Consider the following 15,301-nt stretch of genomic DNA (forward strand, 5'->3'; position numbering starts at 1 on the left):
GCAAAACGCCCCTCGCGCCCATTCACCCCGTCAGGGCCCGGCTTGTCCGGGCCATCCACCCCAAAACGCCGACCGCAGTTGTTGCGGGGCGACCTTGGGTTGGGTCGCCCGGACAAGCCGGGCGATGACGAGCTGTTCGATCAGACCCGCAGAACCGTCGTCTCGACGACCGGCCGGCGGCCCCAGATTCGCTGGCTGGCCTTCTTCACCGCCCGCGACATCGCAGTCTCGACGGTGCTGTCGAGGTCGCGGTCGTCGCCGGACAGGCGGTTGAGCGCCTCGGTCGCCGCCACCGAGAGGTCGTCCATCACCTCGTCGAGCGGATAGTCCTCGTCGGTCGGCAGTCCCAGCGCCTTGATCTGCGGCCCGGCGACAATGCGGCCGCGCTTGTCGAGCGCCACCGAGACCGCGACGACGCCGTTGTGCGCGGCGTGGCGGCGCTCGCGCAGCGCCTCGCCGTTCTCCGGTGTCAGCACACCGGCGTCGACGAACAGCCGGCCGGCCGGCACCTCGTCGACGATCTCCGCTCGGCCGGGGGCCAGACGGACCATGTCGCCGTTGCGCGGCGCGATCTGCTGCGGAACCTGCAGGTCGCGGGCGAAGGCCACATGCTCCAGCAGGTGGCGGCGCTCGCCGTGGGTCGGCACCGCGATCTGCGGCCGCGCCCAGCGATACATCTCGGCGAGCTCGTCGCGGCACGGGTGGCCGGAGACGTGGATGCCCGGATGGTCGCGCTCGGTGTAGAGCCGCACGCCGCGGTCGGCGAGCCGGTTCTGCAGATTGCGGATCGGGATCTCGTTGCCGGGGATCACGCGCGAGGAGAAGACGCAGGCGTCCCCCGCGCCGAGGCTGACGTGCGGGTGCGTGCCCTCGGCGATCCGCGCCAGCGCCGCGCGCGGCTCGCCCTGGCTGCCTGTGCAGAGGAACAGGATCTCGTTGGCCGGGTAGTGGCCGGCCTCCTGCTCGGTGACGAACGGATCCAGGTCGGTCATCAGTCCGACCGACTTCGCCGCCGCCGCCATCCGGTGCATCGAGCGGCCAACCAGGCAGACCCGCCGGCCGTTGGCCTTGGCGGCGCGCGCCACGGAGTTCATCCGCGCCACGTTGGAGGCGAAGCAGGCGACCGCGACCTTGCCCTTCATCTGGCCGATCAGCGGGGTCAACGCGTCGCGCACCTCCGCCTCGGAGCCGGCCACGCCCTCGACGAAGACGTTGGTCGAGTCGCAGACCATCGCCAGCACGCCCTCGTCGCCGAGCTTGCGGATCGCGTCCTGGTCGGTGACCTGGCCGAGCACCGGGTCCGGGTCGATCTTCCAGTCGCCGGTGTGCAGCACCGTGCCAAGCGGCGTCTTGATCGCCAGGCCGTTCGGCTCGGGGATCGAGTGGGTCAGGGTGATCAGCTCGAGGTGGAACGGGCCGAGGTCGATCTCGCCGCCGAGCGGCACCTCGTGCAGCTCGACCTCGTCCAGCAGGTCGGCCTCGCGCAACTTCTCGCGCAGGATGAAGGCGGTGAACGGCGTGGCGTAGACCGGCGCCTTGAGCCGCGGCCACAGCCAGGCCACGGCGCCGAGGTGGTCCTCATGCGCATGGGTGATGACGATCCCGAGGATCCGGTCGGCGTATTCCTCGATGAAGGTCGGATCCGGCAGGATCACCTCGACGCCCGGCGTCAGCTGGTCGCCGAACGTCACGCCAAGGTCGACGACGATCCACCGCCGATCATGCGGTGGACCGAAGCCGTACAGATTGAAGTTCATGCCGATCTCGTTGGACCCGCCCAGCGGCAGGAAAACGAGTTCGTCAGACTGGGACGCCATCGGCCTCACCCGGTTTTGGAGTTACGGCGCCAGATTTCCAGCATGCCGCGAATGGTCAGGTCCGAATCGAAATGGTCGATCGCCAGCGTCGCGCCGTGGAACAGCGAGGCGACTCCGCCGGTGGCCACCACGGTCATCGGGCCGTTGCGCTCGGCCTTGATGCGCTCGATCAGGCCTTCGATCAGGCCGATGTAGCCCCAGAATACGCCGGACTGCATGGCGCCCACGGTATCGGTTCCCACCACCCGCTGCGGCTTCTGGATGGCGACCCGGGGGAGTTTGGCCGCCGCGTTGTGCAACGCCTCCATCGAGAGGTTGATCCCCGGCGCGATCACCCCGCCCTCGAAGCCGCCGTCCCCACCGATCACGTCGAACGTGGTCGCGGTGCCGCTGTCGATGACGATCAGGTCGCCGGGATAGGCCATGTGCGCGCCGATGGCGTTGACCAGCCGGTCGGCGCCGGCCTCGGACGGCTTGTCGATCCGCACCGAGATGCCGAGTTCGGCGTTCTCGCCGATTACTAGCGGCTCCACGTGCAGATAGCGGCGCGCGAGGTTTCGCAGGTTGAAGATCGACTGTGGGACGACGCTCGAGATGATGCAGCCGTTGAACACCCCCAGCTGCAACCCGGCCATCGCCAGTAGCTGCGAGAGCCAGACGGCGTACTCGTCGGCGGTGCGCGTGCTCTCGGTGGCCGCGCGCCACTGGGCGATCCAGCGTTGGCCGTCATGGACGGCGAACATGGTGTTGGTGTTGCCCTGCTCGATGGCCAGCAGCATGTGCTCAGCCTCCCCCGAAGAAGACGTCGCCTGCGGTGATCCGTTCCACAGTCCCGTCATCCAACCGCAGCCGCAGCGCGCCGTCCGAATCCATGCCTTCCGCCACGCCGAGCACCGTCCGGTTCGGCAGTCGCGCCTCGCAGCGCTGGCCAAGGCCGTAGGCCCGCGCCGTCCACGCCTCGGCGATCGGCGCAAAGCCCTCAGCCGACCAGACCGCGCGCCAGCGCTCGAAGCGGGCGGCGAGGATCTCCAGCGCTTGGCGCGGCTCGGGCGGGCGACCGGCGACATGCTCGGCGAAGCTGGTCGCCGGCCGCTCCACGTCGGTCGGATGGCGCGCGAGGTTCACGCCGACGCCGACCGCCAGCCACAGGCTACGGTCCGCGCGCGCGCCGGATTCCACGAGAATGCCGACCGCCTTCTTGCCGTAGACCAGGACGTCGTTCGGCCACTTCAGCTGCGCCGCCCCCGGGCCCAGGCAGGTGTCGGCCAGTTCGGCGGCGGCCAGCGCCGCCAGGAACGAGACCTGCGCCGCCTCGGCCGCCGGCGCGTCGGTGGTCATCAGCAGGCTGGCGGCGAGGTTGCCCTCGTCCGTCGTCCAACTGCGGCCACGCCGGCCGCGCCCGGCGGTCTGCAGCTTGGCGGTGATCCAGACGGGCCCCGCCTCCCCCGTCTCGGCCCGTCGACGGGCTTCGGCGTTGGTGGAGTCGAGTTCGTCGTAGGCCTCGATCGGCGGGTGAAGGGCCAACTAGGCGAGACCGAACGCAGCCGCAGCGGCCTGCGCCAGCGGATCGATCCAGACCAGGGCCACCAGCACCACGGGGAAGGAGAACAGCGCCAGGCCGAGCCCGATCGCGCGGGCTTCCGCCGGCGGTCGGTCGGTCGCGCCCTGGCTGGCGTCGAACCACATCACCTTGATCAGCCGCAGGTAGTAGAAGGCCGCAACGACCGAGCCGACCAGGCCGGCGACCGCCGCCGGGCCGAGCCCGGCGCCCAGCGCCGCCTTGAAGACGTAGATCTTCGCCCAGAAGCCGGAGAACGGCGGCAGGCCGAGCGCCGACAGGGCGAACACGCTCATGGCGATCGCGATGCCGGGCTGCTCCTTGATGAGCCCGGCCATGTCGTCGATCGTCTCCATCGACCGGCCCTGGCGCGACAGCGCCGCCAGGCAGGCAAAGAAGCCGGTCACGTCGATCATGTAGAGGACCATGAAGACCAGCATCGACTGCATGCCCGCCTGGTCGGCCGCGGCCATCCCCAGCAGCGCGTAGCCGATGTTGGCGATCGAGGAGTAGGCCCACAGCCGCTTCAGGTTTCGCTGGGCGAGGCCCTGGAAGGCGCCGACCGCGATCGAGATCAGCGCGAGCGCCACCAGCACCTGCTGCCACTGCTCGGCGGCGCCGGCGAAGCCCTGGCCCAAGGCCCGGGCGAACAGCACCATGGCCGCCAGCTTCGGAGCCGCGGCGAAGAAGGCCACGACCGGCGTCGGCGCGCCTTCGTAGACGTCCGGCGTCCACATGTGGAACGGCGCGGCCGAGACCTTGAACGCCAGGCCGCACATCAGGAAGACCAGGCCGAACAGCACGCCGGTGCCGGCGCCGCTCTGCACGGCGACGGCGATGTCGCTGTAGAGCGTGGAGCCGGCGAAGCCGTAGATCAGGCTCGCGCCATACAGCAGCAGGCCCGACGACAGCGCGCCCAGCACGAAGTACTTCAGCCCGGCCTCGGAGGCCTTGGCGTCGTCGCGGTGCATGGCCGCCAGCACGTAGAGCGCCAGCGAGTGCAGTTCGACGCCGATGTAGAGCGAGATCAGGTCGCCCGAGGCGGCCATCATGCCCATGCCGAGCGCCGCCAGCAGGATCAGCACCGGGAATTCGAAGTTGCGCACGCCGCGCCGCTCGAACCACGGCTGGCCGAGCGGAATGGCGACGGCGCTGGCGAGGTAGATGGCGACCTGGGCGAAGGCCGAGGCCTGGTCGGCGATCAGCCCGCCGCCGAAGGCGCGGCCCATCGGGCCGGTGGCGGCGGCGAACGCCGCGCCCAGCAGCGCGACCACGGCGGCGCCGGCCACCGCAGTGGTCGAACGCGGCGCGAACGCGCCCCAGACGAGCAGCACCAGGGCGCCGACGCCCAGGATCAGCTGCGGGAAAGCCAGACTAAGATCGGCGGAGAAGTTCATCTACGGATCAGCCCTTCACCCGCCGACAGCCGCCCGGTAGACCGTCACGAGGTGGTCGACCGAGGTCTGGGTCAGGTTGAACACGAAATTCGGATAGACGCCGAGGATCAGGGTCCCGGCGATCAGCGGCGCGAAGATCGCCACCTCGCGCGCGTCGAGGTCGGTGATCGCGGCCAGCTTCGGATTGACCATCTCGCCGAACATCACCCGCCGATAGAGCGACAGCGCATAGACCGCCGAGAGGATGACGCCGGTGGCGGCGATCAGCGCGGTCCAGGTCGAGGCGCCGTAGGCCCCGGTCATGGTCAGGATCTCGCCGACGAAGCCCGAGGTGCCCGGCAGGCCGACATTGCCCATGGTGAACAGCATGAACACCGCGGCGTACCAGGGCATGCGGTTCACCAGCCCGCCGTAGAAGGCGATCTCGCGGGTGTGCATGCGGTCGTAGACCACGCCGACGCAGAGGAAGAGCGCGCCCGAGATCAGGCCGTGGCTCAGCATCTGGAACAGCGCGCCCTGCTCGCCGGCCGGATTGCCGGAGAAGATGCCCATGGTCACGAAGCCCATGTGGGCGACCGACGAGTAGGCGATCAGCTTCTTGATGTCCTCCTGCCGGAAGGCGACCAGCGAGGTGTAGACGATGGCGATCACCGACAGGGCGAACACCAGCGGCGTGAACAGCTCCGAGGCCTGCGGGAACATCGGCAGGCTGAAGCGCATGAAGCCGTAGCCGCCCATCTTCAGCAGGATGCCGGCCAGGATCACCGAACCCGCGGTCGGCGCCTCGACGTGGGCGTCGGGCAACCATGTGTGCACCGGCCACATCGGCATCTTCACCGCGAACGAGGCGAAGAAGGCCAGCCACAGCCAGGTCTGCACGCCGTCGCCGAAGCGGTAGGTCATCAGTTCCGGGATCGAGCTGGTGCCGGTGATGTTGATCATCACCAGGATGGCGGCCAGCATCAGCACCGAGCCGAGCAGGGTGTAGAGGAAGAACTTGAAGGCCGCGTAGACCCGGCGCTTCCCGCCCCAGATGCCGATGATCAGGAACATCGGCACCAGGCCGAGTTCGAAGAAGATGTAGAAGAGCACCAGGTCCAGCGCGCAGAACACGCCGATCACCAGCGTCTCCAGCACCAGGAAGGCGATCAGGTAGGCGGGCACCCTGTGCTCGATCGATTGCCAGGAGGCGGCGATACAGATCGGCATCAGGAAGGCGGTCAGCAGGACGAACAGCACCGAAATGCCGTCGATGCCCATGCGGTAGTACAGGCCGGCGAACCAGGCGTGCTCCTCGACGAACTGGAAGCCGGCGTCGTTGGGGTTGAACTGCGCGACCAGCAGCACCGAGAGCGCCAGCGTGGCCAGCGTGGTGACCAGCGCGATCCACTTGGCGGTCGACACCAGTTTGGCGTCGTCCGGCTGGCCGAACATCCGCAGCGCGAAGATCGCCGCGACGCCGAGGAGCGGCGCGAAGGTGATGAGGGAGAGAATAGGCATCGGTCAGTTCCCCCTCAGACGTTCCACGCCCACAGGGCGTAGGTCAGAAGACCCGCCACCCCGAGCAGCATCACGAAGGCGTAGTGGTACAGGTAGCCGGTCTGCAGGCGGCTGCCGCCGCGGCCCAGCGCGACGGAGACCGCCGAAACCCCGTCGGGGCCCAGGCCGTCGATGATCTTCTGGTCGCCGCCCTTCCAGAACAGGTCGCCCAGGAACTTCGCCCCGCGGACGAAGGTCGCCTGGTAGAGCTCGTCGAAGAACCACTTGTTGTAGAAAAACACGTAGAGCGGGCCTTGCCGCGCGGCCAGCCGCGCGCCCATGCCCTGGTGCAGCAGGTAGACATAGGCCGCGATCAGCAGCCCGCCGACCGACGCCACCAGCGGCGCCATCACCACCCAGGTCGGGAAGTGATGCGCACCCAGCACGTGGTTGGTCGGCGCGGTGAAGATCGCCCCGCGCCAGAACTCGTGCTGCTCAGCGCCGATGAACTGGTGATGGAAGGCGAAGCCCGCGGCGATCGCGCCGATCGACAGCAGCATCAGCGGCAGGCGCATGGTCCACGGACTCTCGTGCGGCAGCGCCGGGCCGTGACCGTGGCCATGACCATGGTCGTGGGCAGCCAGCGGCTCGTCGTGGGTCTCGAGCTGAGCTTCCGACGCGTGGTCGTCGTGGCCGTGACCATGCTCATGGTCGCGGTTGTGCCAGTGGTGCTCGAGGTCCTCGCTGGTCCAGCGGGCCTGGCCGTTGAAGGTGAAGAAGGCGAGACGCCAGGAGTAGAAGGCGGTCAGCCCGGCGACGAAGACGCCGACGACGAAGGCGAAGTAGCCCATCGGGTCGCCCGCCTGGCCCGCCGAGAAGGCGGCGTGGATGATCGAGTCCTTCGAGTAGAAGCCGGCGAAGCCGAGTTCCACGCCCGGGATTCCCAGGCCGGTGATGGCGATGGTGCCGATGGTCATGACCGCGAAGGTCACCGGCAGGTACTTCGCTAGCCCGCCGTAGCGGCGCATGTCCTGCTCGTGGGCCATGGCGTGGATCACCGAGCCGGCGCCCAGGAACAGCAGCGCCTTGAAGAAGGCGTGGGTGAAGAGGTGGAACATCCCCGACTGGTAGGCGCCGACGCCGGCGGCCATGAACATGTAGCCGAGCTGCGAGCAGGTCGAGTAGGCGATCACCCGCTTGATGTCGTTCTGCACCATGCCGACGGTCGCGGCGAACAGGGCGGTGATGGCGCCGATGAAGACGACGATGTGCTTCGCGGTCGGCGCGTACTCGAACATCGGCGACAGCAGGCAGACCATGTAGACGCCGGCGGTGACCATGGTCGCCGCGTGGATCAGCGCCGACACCGGGGTCGGGCCTTCCATCGCGTCCGGCAGCCAGGTGTGCAGGAAGAACTGCGCCGACTTGCCCATCGCGCCGACGAACAGCAGCGAGCAGGCCAGGTCCATCAGGCGCCAGTGCTGGCCGGCGAACTCCCAGGTGCGGTCAGCGTTGGCCGCGATCTGCGGGAAGATCTCGGCGAACTGGATCGAACCGAACGCCCAGAACACCGTCATGATGCCGAGCGCGAAGCCGAAGTCGCCGACGCGGTTGACGACGAAGGCCTTGATCGAGGCGGCGTTGGCGGTCGGCTTCTTGAACCAGAAGCCGATCAGCAGGTAGCTCGCCAGGCCCACGCCTTCCCAGCCGAAGAACAGCTGCATGAAGTCGGCGGCGCTGATCAGCGCCAGCATGGCGAAGGTGAACAGCGACAGGTAGGCGAAGAACCGCGGCTTGGAGTCGTCCTCGGCCATGTACCCCCACGAATAGAGGTGCACGAGGCTCGACACCGAGGTCACCACGACCAGCATCACCGCCGACAGGCCGTCCAGCCGGAACGACCAGTTGGAGACAAAGTCGCCGACGTGGACGAACGGCAGGTAGGTGATGGTGAACGGCTCGAGGCCGCCCCAGGTCCACTGCGAGAAGACGGTCCACGACAGGACCGCGGCCAGGAACAGCAGGCCGGTGGTGACCGCCATCGAGACGGTGTTGCCGATCCGGCGACCGAACAGGCCGGCGATGATCGCGCCGATCAGCGGCGCGAACAGGATGACGGTGACGAGGGACTTCGGATCCATTGCTCTCGCTCAGCCCTTCATCATCGAAGCGTCGTCGACGGAGATGTCGCCGCGGTTGCGGAAGAAGGTGACCAGGATGGCGAGGCCGACGGCGGCCTCGGCGGCGGCGACGGTCAGCACGAACATGGCGAAGATCTGCCCCACCACGTTGTGCAAATAGACCGAGAACGCCACCAGGTTGATATTCACCGCGAGCAGGATCAGCTCGACCGACATCAGGATGACGATGATGTTCTTGCGGTTCACGAAGATGCCGAAGACCCCGATCGTGAACAGGATCGCGGCGACCGCGAGATAATGGGCGAGGCCGATGGTCATTGCTCGATCCCTTGGCCGGGCTTGAGGGTGACGACGCGCATGCCGGTCTGCGGGGTGCGCGCGACCTGGTCGGCGATCACCTGACGCTTGACGCCGGGCTTGTGGCGCAGCGTCAGCACGATCGCGCCGATCATGGCGACCAGCAGCACCATGCCCGCGGCCTGGAAGAAGTAGATGTAGTCGGTGTAAAGCACCTTGCCGATCGCCTCGACGTTGGTGACGTCGCCGCCGCCGTTGGCCATCGGCGAGGCGTTGAGCCGGGCCGCGCCCTGGCTCGCCACCGTCGTCGAGACGAACACCATCTCGGCCGCCAGCACCGCGGCGATCGCGCCGCCGATCGGCAGATACTGCGCGAAGCCCTGCCGCAGCGCGGTGAAGTCCACGTCGAGCATCATCACGACGAACAGGAACAGCACCGCGACCGCGCCGACGTAGACCACGACCAGCAGCATCGCCAGGAACTCCGCGCCCATCAGCACGAAGAGGCCGGCCGCCGAGAAGAAGGCCAGAATCAGGAAGAGCACCGAGTGCACCGGGTTGCGCGCCGAAACGACGGCCAAGCCGGCTATGACGGTGGTCACCGCCATCAGGTAAAATGCGATCGCCTGCAGGGCCATTGCGGCTGTTCTCAACCCCTCGGTTTCAACGTCTTCGTCTTCGCCCGGCCCTTCCGGGCGACCCCTGCCCCGCATTGCGCCGTCCCGTCGAGGGCGGCTTGCGGAGGGGCGGTCCAGTCAAACCGGACCGTGACGCGGTTACTTCAGCAGTGCTTCGAATCGCGCCCGTCTCTTATCGGTAGGGCGCGTCCAGTTCCAGGTTCTTCGCGATTTCGCGCTCCCAGCGGTCGCCGTTATCCAGCAGGCGCTCCTTGTCGTAGTAGAGCTCCTCGCGGGTCTCGGTGGCGAACTCCAGGTTCGGCCCTTCGACGATGGCGTCCACCGGGCAGGCCTCCTGGCACAGGCCGCAGTAGATGCACTTCACCATGTCGATGTCGTAGCGGGTCGTGCGGCGGCTGCCGTCTTCGCGCGGCTCAGCCTCGATGGTGATCGCCTGCGCCGGGCACACCGCTTCGCACAGCTTGCAGGCGATGCAGCGCTCTTCGCCGTTCGGATAGCGGCGCAACGCGTGCTCGCCGCGGAAGCGCGGGCTCTGCGGGTTGCGCTCGTGCGGGTACTGAACGGTCATCTTCGGCTTGACCAGGTACTTCATGGCCAGCCCGAAGGCGCCGGCGAAGTCCAGAAGGGCTGCGCCCTTCACGGCCTGTCCGATCCGGTTGAACATCCTAAATCCTCTGACAGGCGTACGCGCTGATCGACTGCGGGTCGCCATCGGGTTTGAGTTGCATCGTCCCGCCGCGCGCGGCGCAGACGGCCTGCGCATCACGAAGCGCGTCCAGGGTGGCCACCCCCTCGTCCCGGGTCGCCCCGCCGGCGCAGCCGGCGAGCGCCAGCGCCAGGAGTGGGAAGGCCGCCATCCGCATCACGCGAACACGCGCCAGGCGGCGACCAGCACCACGGCGACCAGCGACATCGGCAGGAACACCTTCCAGCCGAGGCGCATCAGTTGGTCGTAGCGGTAGCGCGGTACGATCGCCTTCACCATGGCGAACAGGAAGAAGAAGAAAATGATCTTCAGGAAGAACCACATGAACCCGAAGAAGCTGGTCGCCGTCGCGGGCCAAGAGGCCGTGAAGTCGGTCGGGAACGGCGCCTGCCAGCCGCCGAAGAACATCACGGTGATCATCGCGCACATCAGCACGATGTTCGAATACTCGCCGATCATGAACAGCAGATACGGCGTGGACGAGTACTCGACCTGATAGCCGGCGACGAGTTCCGACTCCGCTTCCGGCAGATCGAACGGCGGGCGGTTGGTTTCCGCCAGCGCCGAGATGAAGAAGATCACCGCCATCGGGATCATCACCAGCAGCATCGGCAGCTTGGCGAAGCCGCCCGGGCCGCCGAACACGTACCAGTTCCAGAACCCGCCGGCCTGACTCTCGACGATCTGCTGCAGGTTCATGGTGCCGGCCAGCAGGATCACCGTGATGATGATGAAGCCGATCGAGACCTCGTAGGAGACCATCTGCGCCGCCGAGCGAAGCGACCCGAGGAACGGGTACTTCGAGTTCGACGCCCAGCCGCCCATGATGATGCCGTAGACGCCGAGCGAGGAGATCGCCAGCAGGTACAGGATGCCGACGTTGAGGTCGGCGACCACCCAGCCCGGGGCCAGCGGCACGACCGCCCAAGCGCCGAACGCCAGGGTGAAGCTGATCAACGGCGCCAGCAGGAACACCGCCTTGTCGGCGCCGGACGGGACCACGATCTCCTTCAGCACGAACTTCAGGAAGTCGGCGAAGGACTGCAGCAGGCCGAACGGCCCGACCACGTTCGGGCCTTTGCGCATCTGCACGCCGGCCCAGATCTTGCGGTCCGCCAGCAGCAGGAAGGCTAGCGACAGCAGGATCCAGATCATCACCGCCAGGATCTGGCCGACGGTGATCAGGGTCCAGCCGCCCGGCGTGGTCCAGAAGCTATTGGTCACAACAGGCTGCATCCCCTACTCCGCGGCGATCTGTGCGGGACCCGAGACCAGGGCCGCGCATTCAGCCATCGTGACGCTGGCGCGCGCGATGGGATTGGTCAGGTAGAAGTTCTTGATCGGGCTGGCGAACGGCGTGTCGGCCACCTCGCCCGCCGCGCCGAGCGCGGCGAAGTCGAGGCTGACGCTGGCCGGAGCCGCCACATAGTCGATCCGGCCGAAGGTCGGATGATCAGCGAACAGCTTGGCGCGCAACTGGTCGAGGGTGTCGTAGGGCAGCGTGGCCCCCAGACGCTCGGACAGCGCGCGCAGGATCGCCCAGTCTTCCTTGGCCTCGCCCTTCGGGAACACCGCCCGAGCGCCGAGCTGCACCCGGCCCTCGGTGTTGACGTAGATGCCGTTCTTCTCGGTGTAGGCCGCGCCCGGCAGGATCACGTCGGCGCGGTGCGCGCCGGCGTCGCCGTGGGTGCCCAGATAGACGACGAAGGCGTCGGTCTTCGACAGGTCGAGCTCGTCGGCGCCGAGCAGGAAGAGCACGTCAGCCGCGCCCTTCTGCACCAGCTCGCCGGCGGTCTTGCCGCCTTGCGCCGGCACGAAGCCGAGGTCGAGACCGGCCACCCGGCTGGCCGCCGACTGCAGCACGTTCCAGCGCAGGTTGAAGCTCTTGGCCACGCCCGCGGCGGCCTTCAGCACCGCCGCGCCGTCGGCGCGCGCGAGCGCGCCGGCGCCGACGATGATCGCCGGAGCCTTGGCTTCCTTGAGCGCCTTGACGAAGTCGTTGCGCTGCCGGCTCAGGCCGCCCAGCGTCTGCGGACCGGCGCCCAGGTAGTCGTAGTCGTAGGTCAGGTCGGCCTGTTCACCGATCACGCCGACGCGCAGCGCGCCCGCCAGCCAGCGCTTACGCAGGCGGGCGTTGAGCACCGGCGACTCGAGGCGCGGATTGACGCCGACCAGCAGCACCAGGTCGGCCTCTTCGATGCCGGCCACGGTCGAGTTGAACAGCCAGCTCTCGCGCGGGCCGTCGCCCAGCGCCATGCCGTCCTGGCGGCAGTCGGTCGAGGCTGCGCCCAGGCCGCGGAACAGGTCGAGGGCGGCCTTCATCGACTCGGCGTCCTGCAGGTCGCCGGCGATCACGCCGATCCGCTCGGCGGCGGCCGCCTTGAGCTTGCCGGCGACGACGTCCAGCGCCTCGGTCCAGCTCGCCGGGCGCAGCTTGCCGCCGACCCGCACGTACGGGCGGTCGAGCCGCTGCCGCGACAGGCCGTCCACCGCGTAGCGGGTCTTGTCGCTGATCCACTCTTCGTTGACGTCGTCGTTGTTGCGCGGCAGCACGCGCAGCACGCCCGGGCCGCGGCTGTCGACGCGGATCGCCGCGCCCAGCGCGTCCATGACGTCGACGCTCTCGGTCTTCTTCAGCTCCCAGGGGCGGTAGTTGAACGCCCAGGGCTTGTGGGTCAGCGCGCCGACCGGACACAGGTCGATCACGTTGGCCGACAGCTCGGAGGTCACCGCCTTGCCGAGATAGGTCGTGATTTCAACGTCTTCGCCGCGGGAGATCAGGCCGATGTCCGGCACGCCCGCGACCTCGGTGATGAACCGCACGCAGCGGGTGCACTGGATGCAGCGCGTCATCACGGTCTTGATGAGCGGGCCCATCTGCTTTTCTTCGACCGCCCGCTTGTTCTCCTGGTAGCGGGAGTCGTCGCGGCCATAGCCCATGGCCTGGTCCTGAAGATCGCACTCGCCGCCCTGGTCGCAGATCGGGCAGTCCAGCGGGTGGTTGATGAGCAGGAACTCCATCACCCCGTGGCGCGCCTTCTTCACCATCGGCGTGTCGGTGAAGATCTCCATGTTCTCCGCCGCGGGCAGGGCGCAGGAGGCCTGCGGCTTCGGCGGGCCCGGCTTCACCTCGACGAGGCACATCCGGCAGTTGCCGGCGATGGAGAGACGCTCGTGGTAGCAGAACCGCGGGATTTCCTTCCCCGCGAGTTCCGCCACCTGCAGCACGTTCATGCCGGGCTCGAACTCGACTTCGACCCCGTCGACCTTGGCGATTGGCATGGGTTACTCCGCCGCGACCTTCGCGCCGGCGTAGACGGCCTTGCGCGCGCGGTATTGGGTGATGCGGTCCTCCACCTCGTGGCGGAAGTGGCGGAACAGGCCCTGGATCGGCCAGGCGGCCGCGTCGCCGAGGCCGCAGATGGTGTGGCCTTCCACCTGGGAGGCGACGTCGAGCAGGAGATCGATCTCCGACATCTCCGCCTCGCCGGTGACCATCCGCTCCATCACCCGCCACATCCAGCCGGTGCCTTCACGGCACGGCGTGCACTGGCCGCAGCTCTCGTGCTTGTAGAAGTAGGAGGCCCGGGCGATCGCCTTCACGAGGTCGGCGTCCTTGTCCATGACGATCATGGTGCCGGTGCCGAGGCCCGAACCGCGGGCCTGCAGGTCCTCGTAGGTCATCAGTGCTTCTTCGCACTCGGCCGCCGGGATCATGCGCACCGAGATGCCGCCCGGGATGACCGCCTTGAGGTTCTTCCAGCCGCCGCGCACGCCGCCGAAGTGGTCTTCGATCAGCTGCTTCACGGAGATGCCGACCGCCTCTTCGACGACGCAGGGCTTGTTCACGTGGCCCGAGGCCGCGAACAGCTTGACCCCCGTCGACTTCTCGGTGCCGAAGCCGGCGAACCATTCGGCGCCGCGGCGCAGGATGCTGCCGACCACCGAGATGGTCTCGACGTTGTTGATGGTCGTGGGCGCGCCCCAGACGCCGGCGCCGGCCGGGAACGGTGGCTTCAGGCGCGGTTGGCCCTTCTTGCCTTCCAGGCTCTCCATCAGCGCGGTCTCGTCGCCGCAGATGTAGGCGCCGCCGCCATGGTGGACGCGGATGTCGCAGTCCCAGCCGTGGACGTTGCCCGGGCCGATCAGCTTGGCGTCATAGGCCTGCTGGATGGCCGCGGTCAGCCGCTCGCGCTCGAAGACGTACTCGCCGCGGATGTAGATGTAGGCCGTGCGCGCGCGCATCGCGCGGCAGGCGATCAGGCAGCCTTCGATCAGCAGGTGCGGATCGTTGCGCAGGATCTCGCGGTCCTTGCAGGCGCCCGGCTCGGATTCGTCGGCGTTGACGACCAGGTAGTGCGGCCGCTCGCTCTCCTGCTTGGGCATGAAGGTCCACTTCAGCCCGGTGGCGAACCCCGCCCCGCCCCGGCCGCGCAGGCCCGAGGCCTTGATCTGGTCGCAGATCCACTCCGGCGTCTGGGCGATGATGTCGGCGGTGCCGTTCCACGCGCCGCGCTTCTTCGCCCCTTCCAGGCCCCAGTCGTGCAGGCCGTAGAGGTTGGTGAAGATGCGGTCCTTGTCCTGCAGGATCCCCGCCATCACGCCTTCTCCTTCGCCGGCAGATTGGGGATCTTGATCTTCTTGGCGCGCGAGCCGTCGTAGAGCGACGGGTCGGTGAGCGTCATCGGACCGCCCTCAGGCGCCGCGTTCTGCCGGCCGATGGCCGAGCCCGGCGCCGGCCTCTTGCCCGCCGCGAAGTCGTCGAGGATCTTCTCGAGCGTCTCGGCCGTCAGGTCTTCGTAGTAGTAGTCGTTGATCGCAGCCATCGGCGCGTTCGAGCAGGCGCCCAGGCACTCGACTTCCTGCCAGTAGAACTTGCCGTCGGCCGACTTGTGGTCGCGCGGCCCGATCTTCTTCTTGCAGAGGGCGATCAGGTCCTCGGAGCCGCGCAGCTGGCAGGGCGTGGTGCCGCAGACCTGCACCAGCGCATGGCTGCCGACCGGCTCCAGCATGAACATGGTGTAGAAGGTGGCGATCTCGAGCACGCGGATCACCGGCATGCCGAGCGTCTCGGCGACCACGCGGATCGCCGGCTCGGACACCCAGCCTTCCTGCTTCTGGACGAGCCACAGCAGCGGGATCACCGCCGACTGCTGCTTGCCGGCGGGGTAGTTGGCGATCCAGCCCTTCACTTGCTTCAGCATCTCGGCGCTGAAAGCGAAGCTCTCCGGCTGGTTCGGCGAAAGGCGTCGGACGCTCAATTCGGCC

Annotated in this window: 13 protein-coding genes; all 13 read right to left on the minus strand. The window is 68.1% G+C overall.

Going from position 1 to position 15,301, the window contains the following annotated elements; genetic code table 11:
- Nucleotides 1–140 precede the first annotated feature (140 nt).
- Nucleotides 141–1,817, minus strand: coding sequence for a ribonuclease J (locus tag ACSQ14_RS10180; protein WP_436012296.1), 1,677 nt, complete (start codon nt 1,815–1,817; stop codon nt 141–143).
- Between the two features lie 5 nt (nt 1,818–1,822).
- Nucleotides 1,823–2,596 (minus strand): type III pantothenate kinase, encoded by a 774-nt coding sequence (locus ACSQ14_RS10185; protein ID WP_436012298.1) that lies wholly within the window; start codon nt 2,594–2,596, stop codon nt 1,823–1,825.
- A gap of 4 nt (nt 2,597–2,600) precedes the next feature.
- Nucleotides 2,601–3,341: a biotin--[acetyl-CoA-carboxylase] ligase gene (locus ACSQ14_RS10190; RefSeq protein WP_436012300.1), complete on the minus strand. Its 741-nt coding sequence runs from the start codon at nt 3,339–3,341 to the stop codon at nt 2,601–2,603.
- Nucleotides 3,342–4,772 (minus strand): NADH-quinone oxidoreductase subunit NuoN, encoded by a 1,431-nt coding sequence (nuoN, locus tag ACSQ14_RS10195; protein WP_436012302.1) that lies wholly within the window; start codon nt 4,770–4,772, stop codon nt 3,342–3,344.
- A 15-nt stretch (nt 4,773–4,787) separates the two neighbouring features.
- Nucleotides 4,788–6,272, minus strand: coding sequence for an NADH-quinone oxidoreductase subunit M (locus ACSQ14_RS10200; protein ID WP_436012304.1), 1,485 nt, complete (start codon nt 6,270–6,272; stop codon nt 4,788–4,790).
- A 14-nt stretch (nt 6,273–6,286) separates the two neighbouring features.
- Complete coding sequence (gene nuoL / locus ACSQ14_RS10205) at nt 6,287–8,392, minus strand: NADH-quinone oxidoreductase subunit L (RefSeq protein ID WP_436012306.1); 2,106 nt, start codon at nt 8,390–8,392, stop codon at nt 6,287–6,289.
- 9 nt (nt 8,393–8,401) lie between these two features.
- On the minus strand, nt 8,402–8,710 hold the full coding sequence (nuoK, locus tag ACSQ14_RS10210; protein WP_111458380.1) for an NADH-quinone oxidoreductase subunit NuoK: 309 nt from the start codon (nt 8,708–8,710) through the stop codon (nt 8,402–8,404).
- Nucleotides 8,707–9,327, minus strand: coding sequence for an NADH-quinone oxidoreductase subunit J (locus tag ACSQ14_RS10215; RefSeq protein ID WP_436012308.1), 621 nt, complete (start codon nt 9,325–9,327; stop codon nt 8,707–8,709). Before ACSQ14_RS10215 ends, nuoK begins: the two co-directional genes overlap by 4 nt.
- A gap of 172 nt (nt 9,328–9,499) precedes the next feature.
- Complete coding sequence (nuoI, locus tag ACSQ14_RS10220; RefSeq protein WP_436012310.1) at nt 9,500–9,991, minus strand: NADH-quinone oxidoreductase subunit NuoI; 492 nt, start codon at nt 9,989–9,991, stop codon at nt 9,500–9,502.
- Nucleotides 9,992–10,189: 198 nt separating this feature from the next.
- The gene (gene nuoH, locus ACSQ14_RS10225; RefSeq protein WP_436012312.1) at nt 10,190–11,269 is read right to left on the minus strand and encodes an NADH-quinone oxidoreductase subunit NuoH; all 1,080 of its coding nucleotides are present in this window, start codon (nt 11,267–11,269) and stop codon (nt 10,190–10,192) included.
- Between the two features lie 3 nt (nt 11,270–11,272).
- Nucleotides 11,273–13,315 (minus strand): NADH-quinone oxidoreductase subunit NuoG, encoded by a 2,043-nt coding sequence (gene nuoG, locus ACSQ14_RS10230; protein ID WP_436012314.1) that lies wholly within the window; start codon nt 13,313–13,315, stop codon nt 11,273–11,275.
- 3 nt (nt 13,316–13,318) lie between these two features.
- On the minus strand, nt 13,319–14,632 hold the full coding sequence (nuoF, locus tag ACSQ14_RS10235) for an NADH-quinone oxidoreductase subunit NuoF (RefSeq protein ID WP_436012316.1): 1,314 nt from the start codon (nt 14,630–14,632) through the stop codon (nt 13,319–13,321).
- The gene (gene nuoE / locus ACSQ14_RS10240; RefSeq protein WP_436012318.1) at nt 14,632–15,294 is read right to left on the minus strand and encodes an NADH-quinone oxidoreductase subunit NuoE; all 663 of its coding nucleotides are present in this window, start codon (nt 15,292–15,294) and stop codon (nt 14,632–14,634) included. Before nuoE ends, nuoF begins: the two co-directional genes overlap by 1 nt.
- Between the last annotated feature and the right edge of the window lie 7 nt (nt 15,295–15,301).

It is taken from the genome of Phenylobacterium sp. LjRoot219, assembly GCF_964252995.1.
Taxonomy (GTDB): domain Bacteria; phylum Pseudomonadota; class Alphaproteobacteria; order Caulobacterales; family Caulobacteraceae; genus Phenylobacterium.